At 39.3% G+C, this 16,888-nt stretch carries 18 protein-coding genes; 3 read left to right on the top strand and 15 right to left on the bottom strand.

What is annotated here, in order from left to right:
- Positions 1 to 60 precede the first annotated feature (60 nt).
- The 12 genes from BM207_RS02335 to BM207_RS02390 form a co-directional block, all read right to left on the bottom strand.
- Positions 61 to 693: an NAD(P)H-dependent oxidoreductase gene (locus tag BM207_RS02335; protein ID WP_090991936.1), complete on the bottom strand. Its 633-nt coding sequence runs from the start codon at positions 691 to 693 to the stop codon at positions 61 to 63.
- Between the two features lie 17 nt (positions 694 to 710).
- A complete protein-coding gene (locus BM207_RS02340) occupies positions 711 to 1,307 on the bottom strand; it encodes a TetR/AcrR family transcriptional regulator (RefSeq protein WP_090991937.1) in 597 nt (198 codons plus the stop codon).
- Between the two features lie 134 nt (positions 1,308 to 1,441).
- Entirely contained in the window at positions 1,442 to 1,951 is a 510-nt protein-coding gene (locus BM207_RS02345; RefSeq protein ID WP_143095904.1) for a hypothetical protein, read from the bottom strand.
- A gap of 235 nt (positions 1,952 to 2,186) precedes the next feature.
- Positions 2,187 to 5,066, bottom strand: coding sequence for an aminomethyl-transferring glycine dehydrogenase (gene gcvP / locus BM207_RS02350; RefSeq protein WP_090991939.1), 2,880 nt, complete (start codon positions 5,064 to 5,066; stop codon positions 2,187 to 2,189).
- Between the two features lie 82 nt (positions 5,067 to 5,148).
- Positions 5,149 to 5,712 carry a hypothetical protein gene (locus tag BM207_RS02355; protein WP_090991940.1) on the bottom strand — a complete coding sequence of 188 codons (564 nt, stop codon included), beginning with the start codon at positions 5,710 to 5,712 and terminating at the stop codon, positions 5,149 to 5,151.
- Between the two features lie 12 nt (positions 5,713 to 5,724).
- Complete coding sequence (locus BM207_RS02360; RefSeq protein WP_090991941.1) at positions 5,725 to 6,621, bottom strand: EamA family transporter; 897 nt, start codon at positions 6,619 to 6,621, stop codon at positions 5,725 to 5,727.
- Between the two features lie 6 nt (positions 6,622 to 6,627).
- Positions 6,628 to 7,344 (bottom strand): pyridoxine 5'-phosphate synthase, encoded by a 717-nt coding sequence (locus BM207_RS02365; protein WP_090991942.1) that lies wholly within the window; start codon positions 7,342 to 7,344, stop codon positions 6,628 to 6,630.
- A 7-nt stretch (positions 7,345 to 7,351) separates the two neighbouring features.
- Entirely contained in the window at positions 7,352 to 7,717 is a 366-nt protein-coding gene (locus BM207_RS02370) for a DUF6370 family protein (RefSeq protein ID WP_218155011.1), read from the bottom strand.
- A gap of 81 nt (positions 7,718 to 7,798) precedes the next feature.
- Positions 7,799 to 8,962 carry an ATP-binding protein gene (locus tag BM207_RS02375; RefSeq protein ID WP_090991943.1) on the bottom strand — a complete coding sequence of 388 codons (1,164 nt, stop codon included), beginning with the start codon at positions 8,960 to 8,962 and terminating at the stop codon, positions 7,799 to 7,801.
- A gap of 187 nt (positions 8,963 to 9,149) precedes the next feature.
- Positions 9,150 to 10,466 (bottom strand): adenosylhomocysteinase, encoded by a 1,317-nt coding sequence (gene ahcY, locus BM207_RS02380; RefSeq protein ID WP_090991944.1) that lies wholly within the window; start codon positions 10,464 to 10,466, stop codon positions 9,150 to 9,152.
- Positions 10,467 to 10,577: 111 nt separating this feature from the next.
- Positions 10,578 to 11,138, bottom strand: a complete 561-nt coding sequence (locus BM207_RS02385) for a S41 family peptidase (RefSeq protein ID WP_090991945.1) — start codon at positions 11,136 to 11,138, stop codon at positions 10,578 to 10,580.
- 14 nt (positions 11,139 to 11,152) lie between these two features.
- Positions 11,153 to 11,584 (bottom strand): hypothetical protein, encoded by a 432-nt coding sequence (locus BM207_RS02390; RefSeq protein ID WP_143095905.1) that lies wholly within the window; start codon positions 11,582 to 11,584, stop codon positions 11,153 to 11,155.
- Between the two features lie 97 nt (positions 11,585 to 11,681).
- Here BM207_RS02390 and BM207_RS02395 point away from each other — a divergent pair, with 97 nt between their 5' ends.
- Complete coding sequence (locus BM207_RS02395; protein WP_090991947.1) at positions 11,682 to 12,125, top strand: NfeD family protein; 444 nt, start codon at positions 11,682 to 11,684, stop codon at positions 12,123 to 12,125.
- A 6-nt stretch (positions 12,126 to 12,131) separates the two neighbouring features.
- Complete coding sequence (locus BM207_RS02400) at positions 12,132 to 13,088, top strand: SPFH domain-containing protein (RefSeq protein ID WP_090991948.1); 957 nt, start codon at positions 12,132 to 12,134, stop codon at positions 13,086 to 13,088.
- Positions 13,089 to 13,167: 79 nt separating this feature from the next.
- On the opposite strand, the gene BM207_RS02405 is transcribed toward BM207_RS02400, so the two are convergent.
- Positions 13,168 to 13,926 (bottom strand): hypothetical protein, encoded by a 759-nt coding sequence (locus BM207_RS02405; RefSeq protein WP_090991949.1) that lies wholly within the window; start codon positions 13,924 to 13,926, stop codon positions 13,168 to 13,170.
- 615 nt (positions 13,927 to 14,541) lie between these two features.
- Here BM207_RS02405 and BM207_RS02410 point away from each other — a divergent pair.
- Positions 14,542 to 14,748 carry a hypothetical protein gene (locus BM207_RS02410; protein ID WP_090991950.1) on the top strand — a complete coding sequence of 69 codons (207 nt, stop codon included), beginning with the start codon at positions 14,542 to 14,544 and terminating at the stop codon, positions 14,746 to 14,748.
- On the opposite strand, the gene BM207_RS02415 is transcribed toward BM207_RS02410, so the two are convergent.
- Both BM207_RS02415 and BM207_RS02420 read right to left on the bottom strand, forming a co-directional pair.
- On the bottom strand, positions 14,745 to 15,854 hold the full coding sequence (locus BM207_RS02415) for an acyloxyacyl hydrolase (protein WP_090991951.1): 1,110 nt from the start codon (positions 15,852 to 15,854) through the stop codon (positions 14,745 to 14,747). The two genes, BM207_RS02410 and BM207_RS02415, sit on opposite strands and share 4 nt — an antisense overlap.
- The gene (locus BM207_RS02420) at positions 15,855 to 16,826 is read right to left on the bottom strand and encodes a lipid A deacylase LpxR family protein (protein WP_090991952.1); all 972 of its coding nucleotides are present in this window, start codon (positions 16,824 to 16,826) and stop codon (positions 15,855 to 15,857) included.
- Positions 16,827 to 16,888: the final 62 nt, after the last annotated feature.

Consider the following 16,888-nt stretch of genomic DNA (forward strand, 5'->3'; position numbering starts at 1 on the left):
TCTTTAACAAATTTTTACACTTTGACAATCTCTTAAAATTGTCAAAGTGTAGGCAATTACTTATGCAAATTCGGTAATGAACTCTGATTTCGGTCGGCGCACCTTCTTTAAGCCCGCTAGCCAGTCGCCCGTTTCGTCGCGGTAACCTAGCGGTAATATGGTTACACTTTTGAGACCACGTTCTCTAAGGCCTAACAATTCATCATATTTCGCATTGTCAAAACCTTCCATTGGGGTGGCGTCAACTTTTAACATAGCAGCTTCTGCAAGTGCAACACCGAAACCAATATAAGCCTGGCGCGCCGCATGCTGGAAATTTACCTCAGCAGTACGGGGTACGTACATTCCAACTAGTGTTTTTTGATAATCTACCGTACTTTCTGGGGGTGTGCCACGTTCACTATGTGTGTGTGCAAACACGTTGTTAATCCGATCTTCAGTATAGTTGTCCCATGCAGCAAAAACCAACAGGTGAGAGCTATCCACTATTTGAGTTTGATTATAGGTATACGGTAAAAGTGCCTTTTTTAGCTCCGGGTTGGTAATTACGATAATTTCATATGGCTGCAGGCCTGATGAAGTGGGGGCAAGGTGGGCGGCCTCTAAAATTTGATCTACTTTATCTTGGGGAACGGATTGTCCATTCATTTTTTTTGTGGCATAGCGCCAGTTTAAAGCATTTATTAAACTCATCTTATTATATATTTGTATTAGTGATTAATATTTTTGATAAAACCTTGCACAGCATCCTGCAAAACAAGTTGTTGCATTTCGTTTGGAGTTGCTGTCATATCAGACATATTGATGGCGGTTAATCCGTGGAGGATAGACCAAAATGTGTGAAATTTTAAGCGGATTTTTTCTTCATTATTAAGTGGGGGATGGATATGCTGGATGGTATCAATGATCATTGTTCCAAATTGGCCAATTTCGCTAATCTCTTTTGCACGTTCACAACTCGGCATCCCTAAGCCAAACATCATTTGGTAATATTCTCTTTTAGCAAAGGCAAACTGGAAATAAGTGTCGGCCATGAGCGTTAACTGTTGCTCCGGCTGTGTAGATTTGCTTTTTGCAATGGCAATTTCCTCGTTCAACATTTCGAAGCCCAGTATCACAAATTCTTCGAGTATAGCATCTTTACTTTCGAAATGCGTATAAACTACGGGTAAGCTATAACCAATAGCATCGGCTATTTTACGAATAGAAACGGCTTGCCAGCCTTCCCGGAGTACGATCGTTCTGGCAACTTCTAGGATCGCATCGCGAACTTCTTCTTTTTGTTTTAATCTTTTTGCTGAAACCATATTTTTAAAACCTAACAGTGTTAGCAAAAGTAGGAATGTTGCTAGGAATATTTCGTCGAATTCATCGATGTGACTTTTGGATGATCGCAATTTGACAAAAAGTTAACACTGTTAGGGAAAGTTGAGTCGCAGCCCTAGTAGGCTTTATACGACGCTGATACAGGTTCTATGGTAGCACACCTAAAAGAAGTAGGCTTGATCATATACATTACGTACAAACCTCCACCAGCGTTCGGACAAGTGATACATACTAAATAAGGTTTGCATGTTTGGTTGGCGATGGCAAGCCAGCCTGCTATATGAGCGTCATAGTAACTATTGATTTCATCCCAGCAAAGTGCAGAAGGGTCAACAGGATCAACCGGACCAGTGGTGCCTGTATCAGGGATAAAGAGGTTAGCTTTCGTTGCATCCTTTTTAAGATAAACTATTGTGTTTGTTTCGCTAAAAGCTTTGTCTAATTCTGCTTTTGTGCCAACTACGATTCCGCTTTCAACTTTGTCTCTCGTATTTGCCATTTGTATGGCTACAGAAAATTTTTGTGGTTTCTCTGCTGCTTTAATTTCATCATTGCTTTTTTTGCAAGCAAACAATACAGAAACGATAATGGCTAATGAGCCAAAGATTTTAATTGAGTTTTTCATGACTTGTTGTTTTAAGTGAATATTTAACATTTCCTTTATATCAACGGATCATGAAAATTGTTACCCCCTAACTAGGAGAAAAATATAAAAGCGTCATTGCGAGGTACGAAGCAATCTCACTAGCAGATTGCTTCGTACCTCGCAATGACGGAGACGTGAACTCGCAATGACCTGAGATGTTGAACCAATGTGGGGTGATAAAAGAAAAGTCCCGATTTTGATCGGGACTTTTCTTTTATGCGGTTACTTCTTCTTCAAGGTAACTCTCTAGTGGTGGACAGGCGCAAATTAATGACCTATCGCCATGACTATCGTTTACCCTGCCTACTGATGGCCAGAATTTATAATCGGCCACGTAAGGGAGCGGGAAGGCTGCGGTTTGACGGCTATAACCGTGTGACCATTCGTTTGCAGTTACCACCGCTGAGGTGTGCGGCGCATTTTTTAATGGGTTGTCTACTTTATCAAGAGATCCATTTTCTACCGATGAAATTTCCTTTCTAATGGCAATTAATGCATCGCAGAAACGATCTAACTCGTGCTTAGGCTCACTTTCAGTTGGTTCAACCATCAAGGTGCCTGCCACAGGGAATGATACCGTAGGTGCGTGGAAACCATAGTCCATTAAACGTTTAGCAATATCTACCACTTCGATACCGAAGTTTTTAAAACCACGGCAATCTAAAATCATTTCATGTGCACAACGGCCTTGACTTCCTGAATACAAAACTGGATAATGTGCTTCTAAACGCGCTTTCATGTAGTTTGCGTTCAGGATAGCATATTTTGTGGCATCTGTTAACCCTTCGCCGCCCATCATAGCGATGTAGGCGTGAGAGATAATCAAGATAGAAGCCGATCCCCAAGGGGCTGAAGACACTGCGGGAATAGATTTTTCGTTGTTGATATCTACAACCGAGTGTCCGGGTAAATATTTTACTAAATGTGCTGCCACACCAATTGGCCCCATGCCAGGACCACCTCCACCGTGTGGAATACAGAATGTTTTATGCAAGTTTAAGTGGCAAACATCTGCACCGATATTAGCCGGACTGGTTAAGCCAACTTGTGCATTCATGTTAGCGCCATCCATGTAAACTTGTCCGCCATTTTGGTGAATTATATTACATATATCGATAATGCTTTCTTCAAATACCCCATGGGTAGATGGGTAAGTGACCATTAAGCAAGAAAGATCTGCGGCATGTTGTTCAGCTTTTGCTTTTAAATCATCTACATCAATGTTTCCGTTTTCTAACGATTTAACCACTACGATTTTCATTCCGGCCATTGCTGCAGAGGCAGGATTGGTGCCATGTGCTGAAGCAGGAATTAAGGCAATGTTACGGTGATGATCCCCTCTGTCCTGGTGGTAAGCTCTAATAACCATTAAACCGGCATATTCACCTTGTGCACCTGCATTTGGTTGCAAGCTCATGGCTGCAAAGCCAGTAATTTCGCTTAACCATTTATCTAATTCATCAAAAACAGTATAGTATCCTAAAACTTGATCAGCGGGTGCAAATGGATGTACTTTACCAAATTCTGGCCAGGTAACCGGGATCATTTCACTTGTAGCGTTTAGTTTCATTGTACATGAACCTAGAGCAATCATCGAGTGACAAAGCGAAAGATCTTTTGTTTCCAACGATTTGATATACCGCAACATTTCGTGTTCTGAATGATGCGAGTTAAATACTGGATGTAATAAATAGGATGATTGACGCTGTAAGGTAGCTGAAATTGTTGTTTTTACTTCCTCAACGATTGTTAAACTATCAGCGGCAATTCCTTTAACTTTAGAAAAAATACGAACTAGGAGCTTAACATCTTCAAAAGATACTGTTTCGTCTAATGAAATGCTAACCTGGTTTCCTTTATAGTTTAAATTAATATTGTTATCTAAACACTCTTTATGGATAGAACCAGTTAATTCGCCTAAGTTGATTTGGATAGTGTCGAAATAAGCTTTGTTCAATACCTGGTACCCAATTTGGTTCAAAGATTCTGCGAGGCAAACCGTGAGTCCGTGAACACGCTCAGCAATTAGCTTTAATCCTTTTGGCCCATGATAAACAGCATAAAATCCAGCCATGATAGCTAAGAGTGCCTGCGCTGTACAAATATTGGAAGTTGCTTTATCTCTACGGATGTGTTGCTCACGTGTTTGCAGAGCCATACGCAGTGCATAGTTATTATTGCTGTCGATCGTTACGCCAATGATACGGCCAGGAATTGAACGTTTGTATTCATCTTTTGTAGCAAAGTAAGCAGCGTGAGGACCGCCAAAACCCATAGGTACGCCAAAACGTTGCGTAGTTCCTACCACAACATCGGCTCCCCACTCTCCTGGAGGGGTTAATAACGTTAAACTTAATAAATCGGCTATTACCGTTAATTTAATGTTTTGCTGATGAAGTGTGTCTGCGAAATGCGTATAGTCAAACACCTCTCCATTACCGGCTGGATATTGAACAATTGCCCCGAAGAATTCAGCCGTTGCGGTAAAATCAATATGGTTGCCAATTACCAGCTCGATGCCATAAGGTTGCGCACGCGTTTTTAAAATATCTATTGTTTGCGCAAAAACCTGATCAGAAACAAAGTATTTGGTAGCTTGTTGGTTTTTACGAAGGCTATATTGCATAAACATTGCCTCGGCTGCTGCGGTACCCTCATCTAATAGAGAGGCATTTGCAATTTCCATTCCGGTTAAATCAATCACCATGGTTTGGAAGTTTAACAGCGCCTGCAAACGGCCTTGTGCAATCTCCGCTTGATAAGGAGTGTACTGTGTATACCATCCTGGGTTTTCCATTACATTACGTAAGATTACTCCCGGGGTAAGTGTGTCATAATAACCCTGACCGATATAAGATTTATAAACTTTATTTAAGGAAGCTGTTTGCCTTAAGTCAGTTAAATACTCAATTTCAGATTTTGCCTTCGGTAAATTTAATGGGCTTTTTAACCTGATTTTTTGAGGAACGGTTTGTTCAATCAACTCGTCGATAGAACTTACGCCGATTGCCTGTAACATTGCCGCTGTATCATTTGCATTGGGCGCAATATGGCGGTCTTGAAAATCTTCTTGGTAATGAATGTTTAAACTCATGCAGTTTGAAAAAATAAGTTGTGCAAAGGTAAGAAATTGTACCTCAATTAGCTAATCAGCTAATCAGAAAATCAGCAAATTATTACTTCACTACTTTCCAGCCTTCTTCTTTGTCTTGCTTCAAACGATAAGTTTTTGTAATAAAGTCACTATTTTCATTTGTATTTTTTTGAAAAGGTGCAAAAACGGTGTTAGTCTTTTTTAAGGATACCGTAACCTTCGCATTGTTGTCATTCACCCGATTAAAATTAACTGGTTTTTCGCTAGCCAACTCATATAGTACTACTTTTACAGTAGCTTTGTCCTCGTCCTGTTTAAGAACTAAATCATTTGCCTTTTCGGTAAGTTTGATGAGATAAACATAGCTGCTGTCTTTTGATAGAAATTTCTTTTTGCCTTCTTGTAAAGTCATCGATATATAGCCTTCATCTTCCAGTGCTCTATATTTTTCGAGTTCGATCATTTCGTTTTTGCTATTAAACTTTATTTCGCCAAAATGAAAACGTGCAGTTTTATATTCCTGATTTGCTTTTAAGTAATCAGTAATTACCTCTCCAGCTTCTTCTGAACTTATTTTGCCAATATCCTTACAGCTAGTAAAAGCAACGACAATAAATAAAAGGGCAGTTAAGATTTTGTGTTTCATTTGCGTATAGTTTTATTTAAAGGTATTCTGCTTTTTTGTATTTTCCAAATTTGGGATAACGAGTGCGCCTAGAATAGTGGTCACGCCTACCCAGCGAATTAAGCCTACCTCTTCCTTTAAAACTAAGCTACTAACCATTATGGCAACTGGTAATTCGACAGAGCTTAAAATTGAACTTAAAGTTAAACCCGCTTTTGGAATGCCGGAGGCAAAACAAAGAGGTGGAATGAAAGTGCCGAAAACAGCTAAAATAATTCCCCATTTTAACAGGCTTCCGGTTAAGGCCCCATTTACCAGGAAGGTTGGAGGAAGCAAAACAAATATCAAGATACATGCTCCTGTGATCATTAAGGCGCTTTTCTTTAAGGGCGGATAATCATTCCCCAGCTTACCATTCAGCAGCAGGAATATCGCATAACAAAGTGCAGCCAGCATTCCAAAAAACAGACCCTCCAGGTTAATTTGATTAGCATTTGAAGTTAAAAACCCGCTAGCTAAAACAGTTCCAAAAAGAATAATAGCAATGGCTATGAGCTGCAATTTACTCGGTTTCTTTTTGTAGATAAAGAGTTCAAGTAATATACTGATCCATACAAATTGCATCAATAAAATAATGGCTAATGATGCAGGTACCAGTTTAACACACTGATAATAAAACATACTTACCAGTCCCGTGAACAAGCCAGCTGCAATTAATTTAAGCCAATGGGTAGCTGATTTCGGAGACTTTTTTTTGCCAATCTTTATTTGTACAAAATAGCATGACCACAATAAGATAGCTCCGAAAAAAGCTTGTGTTCCGGTAACGTCACTTAAGCTATAGCCATCAGCATACGCAAGTTTTACGAAAGTAGATAGGATACCGAAACTACAGGCACCAACAAGTACAAGGATTACTCCTTTTAACATATATTTCTAAGCTAATTGCTTTAAATAAAGCTGGATTGTGTTCTCCAGGCCTAAATATAGGGCATCACTAATAAGTGCATGGCCAATTGATACCTCCAATAAGTTAGGAATATTTTGCGCGAAGTATTGCAGGTTGTTTAAATCTAAATCATGCCCCGCATTAATGCCCAAACCTAACTCATTTGCTTTTTTTGCCGCTGCAACATAAGGCGCAATTGCTTTTGCGCTATCTTCATGGTAATGGCTAGCATAAGCTTCGGTATACAATTCAATACGATCTGTACCAGTTGCTAATGCACCTTCTACCATTTCGATCACTGGGTCTACAAAAATAGAAACACGGATACCTGCGTTTTTAAACGAGGAAACCATTTCTTTTAAATAGTCTTGCTCTTTAATGGTGTCCCATCCATGGTTTGAGGTGATTTGGCCTAATACATCTGGTACCAAAGTAACCTGTGCGGGTTTGTTAGCTAATACTAAATCGATAAATTTCTGTTCACGACAATTGCCCTCGATATTAAATTCGGTAGCTATAACTGCTTTTAAGTCAAAAGTATCCTGATAGCGTATATGACGTTCATCAGGCCGAGGATGTACCGTTATTCCTTGGGCGCCGAAACGCTCACAATCTAGCGCCACCTTTACCAGATCGGGATTGTTGCCGCCTCTACTGTTGCGTAAGGTGGCGATTTTGTTGATGTTGACGGATAGGTGAGTCATAACTCGATTATTTCTTTTCTGGCTCTAGGGTAATTGTCTTTGCTTTAAATCTATTGTTTACTAGTTCCCCAGTTACTTTTGCTTTAGCAATTACATTGCAGAAACCATGCTTTTCATCATGTGCATCACCAAAATCATCTACCGTTTTTCCATCAACGAAATAAGATTTTCCATCGATCCTGATTGCAAGATCACAGCCTTTGCCTTCCATCTTAAATTTACATTCGCCACAGGCAATTTCTACGGTTTGGTTCTTAAGCTCTTTTTGAACAATTGCCTTTGCTGTCTTCTCGGTAGTTGGCTTTGAAGGAGTCTGCGCATTTGCAACAACGTAGCAGATGCTGATGAATAGGGTGAAGAATAATTTTTTCATTTGAATATGTTTATAGCAAATTGGTTAGCAACAAATTTAGGGTTTAAAACAGTATTCACCTAATTTTAGATTCGTTCTTACTTAAAGCAATGCTAGTCTTGTTTCAATAAAATTAACAAGACTAATTGTTGTGATCTCGTTGCCCACTAGGTAAGTGTCGCTTTCTGGTGTGATGATAAAGCTATATTTTGGGGCTAGGTCTTGTATACAGTTCACAAACCCTCGAGATACCACTGGACTATTAGATAATTTAATCTCTATACAGGCAATTGGTGTAATGCCTTGAACAAGTAGTAAGTCGCATTCTGCTCCTGCTTGGGTTCGATAAAAAAACAGATCTAAGTGGTTAGGTTTAGCTTGAAAAATTTGTTCTACCACGTAGCCTTCCCATGAAGCTCCAACTCCGGGATGGCCGAACAATGCATCAAAACTGGCTATATTTAGTAATCTGTGCAGTATTCCAGTGTCTCTTATATAGGTTTTAGGAGATTTAACAAGCCGCTTTTTTGCGTTGATAAACCAGGGCTGCAATCGTCTAACCATGTATGCCCCTTCTAAAAAGTCCAGGTATTTCATTACCGTGGTTGCACTTACCCCAAGTGATCTTGCAAAAACCTCTGCGTTCAATAAATTTCCGTTTGAATGTGCAAGCATGCTCCAAAAATTACGCAACGTTACAGGCGAGAGGGTTACGCCAAATAAGGTCGCTAAATCTCGTTCAACATAGCTTCTAATAAAATCATTAAGCCATTCAATTGCGTCCTCATTATTTGTTGCTAACAGTGCTTCTGGGAAACCACCTCTAAACCAATTATTTTTATAGCCTAATGACGTATTCAACTCTGTGATGCCAATGGGGGTTAATTCTGTATATGCAATTCTGCCAGCAAGAGATTCGGACACCCCTTTAACTAAAATAGGCGATGCAGAACCTAATAAGATAAATCTGCCAGCTATACGATTTGCGTCTATCAACGGCCTTAGGATAGCAAATAACTGGGGCATCAGTTGAATTTCATCAATAATTATTCTACTGTCCTTATGTAAGGTTAAATAACTAAAAGCATCTTGTAACTTATTTTGATCATTAGGATTTTCCATATCTAGATATAGATTCTCCTGTTTATCAGATTTTAATTGCTTAGCTAATGTAGTTTTACCAACTTGTCGTGGCCCTAAGATAGCTATAGCTGGAGTCTTCTTGAGCTTGTCCAAAAGAATGGATTGTAGATTTCTGCTAATCATTGCTCAAAGTTAAGCATTAACCTAGTAAATCCAAACTATAAGTTTGGATTTACTAGGTTAATGCTGTAAAAGTCATAAAAAAGCCCCCAAATTTATCTAACTTTTGGGGGCAGTACTTTAAGATTGCTTCGTTCCTCAAGATTGCTTTGCTTCATGCTTCGCAACTCCTCTCAATGACGAGAATTGATTAATATCTGTAAGTATCAGGTTTAAAAGGACCTTCTACTGGAACGCCGATATAATCTGCTTGATGTTGATCTAATATGTCAAGTTCTACGCCGATTTTCTCTAAGTGTAAACGAGCAACTTTCTCATCTAAATGCTTAGGTAAAACATAAACTTTATTCTCGTACTTACCTGGGTTAGTCCAAAGCTCTAATTGAGCTAAAGTTTGGTTGGTAAATGAATTACTCATTACAAAACTTGGGTGGCCGGTTGCGCAACCTAAATTAACTAAACGACCTTCAGCTAAAATGATCACGTCTTTGCCATCGATGGTATATTTATCAACTTGTGGTTTAATCTCCACTTTCGTGTCGCCATAAGCACCGTTTAACCAAGCCATGTCAATTTCGTTATCGAAGTGACCGATGTTACAAACAATTGCTTTGTCTTTTAGGGCTCTGAAATGTTGTTCCCGAACGATGTCGCAGTTACCTGTGGTTGTTACAACGATATCAGCTTCTTTGATTGCATTCGCTAATTTTTTAACTTCATAACCCTCCATTGCCGCTTGTAAAGCACAAATTGGATCAATTTCGGTTACAATTACCCTAACGCCTTGTGAGCTTAAAGATTCGGCAGAGCCTTTACCCACGTCGCCATAACCACAAACAACAGCTACTTTACCGGCCATCATTACGTCGGTTGCACGGCGAATTGCATCAACCAATGATTCACGGCAGCCATATTTGTTGTCAAATTTCGATTTGGTAACCGAATCGTTTACATTGATTGCAGGTAAGTGCAAAGTGCCATTCTTCATTCTCTCATACAAACGATGAACGCCTGTAGTAGTCTCTTCAGATAAACCTTTAATTGCCGCAATTAACTCTGGATATTTATCGAATACCATATTAGTTAAATCACCACCATCATCTAAGATCATGTTTAAGGGCTTACGTTCTGGGCCGAAATGTAAAGTTTGCTCAATACACCAATCAAAATCTACCTCATTTAAGCCTTTCCAAGCATAAACTTGAATTCCTGCAGCAGCAATTGCAGCAGCGGCGTGATCTTGAGTTGAGAAAATATTGCATGATGACCAGGTAACTTCTGCGCCTAATTCAACTAAAGTTTCGATTAAAACTGCAGTTTGAATGGTCATGTGCAAACAGCCTGCGATACGCGCACCTGCTAAAGGTTTAGATGGTCCGAATTCTGCACGTAAGCTCATTAAGCCGGGCATTTCTGCTTCTGCTAATCCAATCTCTTTGCGGCCCCATTCTGCCAGTGAAATGTCCTTAACTTTATAAGGAACGTAAGTTGTCTCTACTGATGACATATTGTTTATTGTTTAAATGAAGTGCAAATTTACGACATAACCTTATGAAAGCCAAATGGTATTGTAAGGGTTAGGGCTGTTAAGGGTTTGAAGATTGTAAAAATAATGCTTTTATCGAACCCAGTGAAGCAAGCTATTTTCCAGCTCCTGATAATTACAAGCGCTATAATCTGGTTCAATTCCTTGAGGATATTTCCGGGAATGACAATCATACATCCATGCAGTAGTTAAAATTAAGAAATCGCCATTATCCATAGGGATTGTTTCGTTTGAAGTCGCCAACCCCCTCGTTCTTAAACCAAAAAAGCTCACATTCTTTACCGATTTTAAAGCAATAGTAGTGGCTTCACCTGCACTTTGAGTAGTTTTGTTAATCAATACTGCAATTTTGATGCTTGCATTTTTAAGCTTGTATGTAACTGCTGAATTATATACACGTTCGTTCTGAGGGTCGTCCTTTATAAATATCTTATTGCCTGATTTTTTCCATATTTCATTTAATCCACTCGATTTAAAGGACCCAAGTTGCCCATCTTTAAAAAAGGGGCTTAACGCTATAAGCATCGGCCACATATCGCCTCCATAGTTAAATCTTAAATCAATAATCCAACCGTTAAGTTTCGATTGGTCCTGGGCTTTAATTGAATCTAGAATTTTATTGATGTAGTTTATTGAATTCTCCTTTGTTAGTTTTGGGTGTTTGGAATAGCATAAAGTTTTGGTATATTAATATACCCTATATCTTTGAAGTTTTTCCTTTTAAAGGGTCTCATTAAATTACAGGAATCGTTGCTGGTTTTTTGGGGATAAATGCCTTTCAAAACCTTCCCTTGGTAATAATAAGAGCTATGTGGATTATTATTTAGGGTTAATGCTGCTATAATGCCTAATTCCTTAGACACCTTTGAGCGTTCCATAACTTTCTCCCTAAAAACTTTCCAGTCTATACTATCTCTGTTTATGGATTTCTCTTCAAATCTGGTGATCAACTTTTCTGCAAATTGAGCATCTGATTCTTTGCAAGAAAAAAACAATAGTGCTTGCAGAAACAACAACAAAATCAGGTGATTCTGCTTGGTAATCATATTTGGTTTTAATAGATCGATAAATATATTCACTTTAGTGTAAGTTGAAATAGCAATTTCGGATAAAAATGACTATTTTTCGTAAGAAACATTATTTTGTCTCCGATCGTCATCTTTAACCCTAAATAAAATGAATGAAATTTTTAATAATGCTGTAATTTGGTTCTGCATTGGATTTGTATTCTTTCTGCTTGAGTTTGTTTTTCCTGGTTTTGTCCTTTTCTTTTTTGGGGTAGGGGCATGGGTGGTAGCGATTGCATCTTTCTTTTTTGATCTATCACTCAATACTCAAGTTTTACTCTTTATTGTAAGCTCATTGGCATCGGTGTTACTCTTCAGGAATTGGATTAAAAGAAAGTTTGGCAGCTCTGATGTGAATAGTTCAGAACTTGAAGATGAATTTGTGGGTAAAACAGCTATTGCGGAAACAGCAATAAGCCCTGATGCTAAAGGAAAAGTTGAGTTTAAAGGAACAAGTTGGGATGCCACTTCCGATGAGTTTATAGCAGCGGGAGAATCCGTGCTAATTACGGCAACTAAAAGTATTTTATTAATCGTTAAATCAATCAAATAAAAAATTATGAATCCATCTACTTACATTTTAATCATTTTAGCCGTATTTGTACTAATCGCTTTTGTTTCTACGTTTAAAGTGGTGCCTCAACGCTCAGTTTTTATTGTAGAGCGCCTTGGTAAATACAGCCGTACCTTAGAAGCGGGTTTTCACGTTTTAATTCCTTTTATTGATAAAATAGCCTACAAACAAAATCTTAAGGAGCAAGCTATAGATGTTGCATCCCAAATCTGTATAACCAAGGATAACATTGCGGTTGAGGTTGATGGGATTTTATACCTGCAGGTAATGGATCCACAAAAGGCTTCTTATGGTATCGATAATTACCGATTTGCTGTTATCCAAATTTCTCAAACCACTATGAGGAGTGTGATTGGTAGGATGGAGCTAGATAAAACCTTTGAAGAGCGTGAAACGGTTAACGGCACAATTGTAAGTGCTGTTGATAAGGCCAGTGAGCCCTGGGGTATCAAAGTTTCCCGATACGAAGTTAAAAACATTTCTCCGCCTCAAAGTATTAGAGATGCGATGGAGAAACAAATGAGGGCTGAGCGTGAGAAGCGAGCGCTCATTGCTGAATCTGAAGGTGATAAGCAAGCTAAAATTAACCGCGCCGAGGGAGACAAGCAAGAAATGATTGCTAGATCTGAGGGCGAGAAAATGCGTAAAATAAACGAGGCCAGCGGTACTGCTTCCGAAATCGAAATGGTAGCTGTAGCAACGGCTAAAGGGATTTTAGAGATTTCAAAAGCGATAAACATGGAGGGTGGTATGAATGCAGTTAATTTGCGGATTGCTGAACAGTACCTCACTGAGTTTGGAAAGTTAGCTAAAACAAATAATACGATGATTGTGCCTGCTGATCTTTCAGATATTGCCGGTGTAATTTCTAGCATAACCTCTGTATTGAATACATCAAACCTTAGTCCAACGCTAACTAAAACACCGGTCAGAAAATCTTAGTCGATATAAGAAACTTTTTTTCGAGTTCGCTATATATTAGCAAAAGGGCAGTTTTCATTTTGAGAACTGCCCTTTTTGGTTATGCGGTATCTACCGCTACAATACACAGGGTATTAAAAGCCCCATTAATGAGCGAGTAGTAAACACCATTTACCTCCTGGTAAAAGTTTACGCCAAGCGCCAATACAATCGGGCCGACGGCATTTGGAGGCAGCGTGCCGGTTAAAACCATGGGCGGAATCGTGCCTGTAACCGGTGCATAATCAGATAGTGCAAGCTGTAAATCGCTACGTTCCACCACTTGGTCGAGGGTGATCAGCGCAGTCCCAGCCGTAAGGCGGAAATGCGTGGCCGCTTTTGGTTTGGCCAAGTGAATTTCCGGCTTAATTTCCGGTAAACTCATTTCTACTACCCCTGTTGCCCGGTTGATGCTGGATATGGCATCTACAAACAGCGTGTTGTTCAGAGGAGCTGCTTCGTTGAAATTGAAGTCCTTCAAGATCCCGAAGCTGGCTGCGGTTACCTTTCGCTCTCCGCGCAGACTGCTCGTATCGGCTTTCATCATGCGGAATAGTCTGCTGCTTAACCTTGTCGCCATTTTCGGATCATGTGTTTGCAGGATCATTGAACGCAGTAAATCCCTGATGTTCTTCGCTGCGACACTCACGGCCGCAAACTCAGCATTGTTTTCTCTGGTGCGCTGGTAGGCCGGATCATTTTTAATGCGATCGGCACTTACGCCACCTTTAACTCTGGCCTGGTAGCCACTTTTTGTTTTGAAGAAGGATAAGTCCCCGACTTTCCCCTGCAGCTTAATAAAGCTTTCTTGTTTTGCCATTATATTATGTTTTTAACAAAAGCACCATTGCCCTTGCTTGATGTAAAGGTGAGGCTATTAAAAATGAGCAATGTCGTTTTTGGCGCATTTGGCGCATTTGTCGTTTTTGGCGTAAAATGTCGTTTTTGTCGCAGGGAAATTGGCCGGTAGTAAAGTTTGCTTGCAAGTTCGTTTAACCGTAGCCTTCTCGATATCCCTTGCTTTGCTATTGGGTTCCTATCCGATAGTATCTCGGCATTATAACACTTTAAGGGGGTAAGAAGCAATAAGCACCGAGACTAGTAGGGTAAACGGCGGATAAGTGGAAGGCATTTGGGTTAATTTGGAAAACGAAGTGGTTACCGTTAGTATTTAGGCAGAATTTTGCTGTCTTTAACCATAATTATTTCAATCCGACGTCATTTTCACTTATAATATTCTTAATGAAATTTTGTTTTTGTTGTGAATATGATAATGGGTGTTTTACCTACCCTTGTCAATTTGGCAAAGGCGCTGTGCCTAGCATTACGATATTCGTAAAAGTGTTAAAATTGGTGTTAAAGAGCTGAATATTAGGTATCTTTACATTATAAAACATTAAATAAAAACAACTCGATGAGTGAATAATTAAAGAAGATGAAAGTGCCGTTACATAGAATAGTTTTTTACACTGCCGATCTTAAGCAGATTACGGGTAAAAGCGATCGTACTTGTCAGCGTACGATGACGCTAATGCGCGATTTCTTTGCCTTAAGCAAGTTTCAGCAGGTAACGGTTCATCATGCTTGTGAATTTTTAGGGTTAACATTGGATGAGATAATGCCTTTTATCAAGATGCTTTAAATTTTAAGTACGATCCCATAATTCATATAATCTGCCTGGGCAAAATGCATATAAGAGCTGGCTTGGATCCCTAGTTTAGGGGTAATGAAGTAGGTTGGACCGAATGCCCAATACCAAGTAGCATTTTTATAATAGCGGTCATAATAAATATATTTGCCAATGCGACCGTTGATGGTTATTCTCCACACATTTACATCGGTACCCACGCTTGCACCCAGCCGCCAGGGTTTGTAAGAAGAGCCATAATTTTGAAAAGTCTCTGCATTATTATTTGGATCAAAGGTGGTAAAATAATACACCGCGTCTAATCCTGTCTTGAGTGTAATTAAATCATTTAAGTACAAATTATATCCAGCGTATAATCCACTTCTATATTTAGCTCGTTGCTTTTCAAAAACACCTCTAAAACCGAAACCTCCCATTATTTCGAATGAGTTTCGCCGCAAAGTTTGAAAGCTAGTTTCGTTTTGGTGATTGGGCTTTGCCTTGTCGTTAAATTTAATACCCAAATAAACATTTCCGGTATTTAATCCCCCGTTGGGAACTACCACGCCCCCGTTTGAATGATGTAAATAAGAACCACCCCCAAGTAAACTAAATTTAGGAGATAAGGGAATCTCTGCTTCCAACTCACCTAAAATCGTTTCGTTAATGTGGGAACCCATATATCGATTTTGTTTATTGGTAAAATACGGCTTGGTTACATACGATAAACCTAAGGCAGGCATGAAATTGATTTTTACTTTGCCAAGTTCGAGTAATCGGATTTTTAAACGGGCTACCACACCGATAGAGCTGCCAAGGCCTTTAGTAATGGTGTCTTGCATGCCTTGCAGTCGACTAAAATCTCTATAAACCAGCATTAGCCCATAAGATTTAGCGTTTGCATGCCTTATCCAATTGGCGGGGTCATGTTCCAGGCTTTTATTATAAATAAAATCAGCGCCGTAAATTTTATCCTGGAATAAATGCCCCTGGTCTTGTAATCCATGTGCGCCGAAAACAGTTCTAAATTCGTAAGAGTCTCCTTGTTTTTGGGCAAAAAGTTTAGGGGTTTCTATTAAAGAAAGAACTCCAATTACGGCGAAAATTATTTTATTGATCATTTAATTAAAACTATAGGCCAGTATTGCCGAACCATAATGGTAAGCTTTTGCTGAGCCGTCAATTTCTTGTGTTTTTAGGGTAACGATAAACTTCGAATTCCATCTTTTAGATGCAAAATTTATGCCTAGCTCTTGCGAATATACCCAATGTTTGATGCCAAAAGTTACCGGGCCTTTATCGGCATTAAATAATCCGCCCTGAATCGTGGCATCATAGGCAACAAAATTAACCTGTGGTTTGGTGAAAAAGAAAAACTCCCGATCTGTTTTTCGGTTATCTCCTTGCTTATTTTTTATTCTGCTATTGGCATATGATGATTCATAAAAGGGGTTCATATTACCGAAACGGATTAATAATCCAATATTGGCACCTGAGAAGGTATTGCCTAATAATACGGATGACGTACCGCTGAAATCTAATTTCTGGTTTACGGTGTGATAAACTGGTTGTTGATAGGAAAAATTGAGGTTGAGTGCCAATTCATCTTTGACCTGGTACTCCCAGCCTTGTACAGTATAGGTGCCAATTAGTTTATGGAAGGCAGTTTGCATTTCTTCTCCAAAGGCGTGCGGACCAATAATGCCTATTTGTGCCGAAGCTTTTAAGATCGCTTCGCTTTTGTAAAACCAGCCCATGGCAGCGCTCCCATATAAATAACCTGCGAAAGGTCTGTCGTGCAGCTTTACATCCGGCGCATGGGCAGAATAAGGGTTGTAGATTTTCTGGCCAATCTCCAAGTCAACAATCTTTTTCTCCAGACGAGGTTTTAAATTTTCTTGCTCTAGCGCATGGCGATAGTAAGCAAAAAAGCCATTGGTATAATAACGGTCTTGCAAGTAGGCAATATAAACATCGTTTTCGGCCATTGCACCTATTTCGTTTTTGTACGATTGGCTGTAGCTGATTTTGCTTGATAGCATAAAAACGATAAAGAATAGGCCTAAGGCGGTTGCGTAGATTTTAACTGGCATCGGTAAAATTGTGAGCTAAAATTAGTTAATTTTTTCTGTTCCATTTAATAGAATTATCTTCG

The sequence above is a fragment of the Pedobacter insulae genome, from assembly GCF_900113525.1.
Taxonomy (GTDB): domain Bacteria; phylum Bacteroidota; class Bacteroidia; order Sphingobacteriales; family Sphingobacteriaceae; genus Pedobacter; species Pedobacter insulae.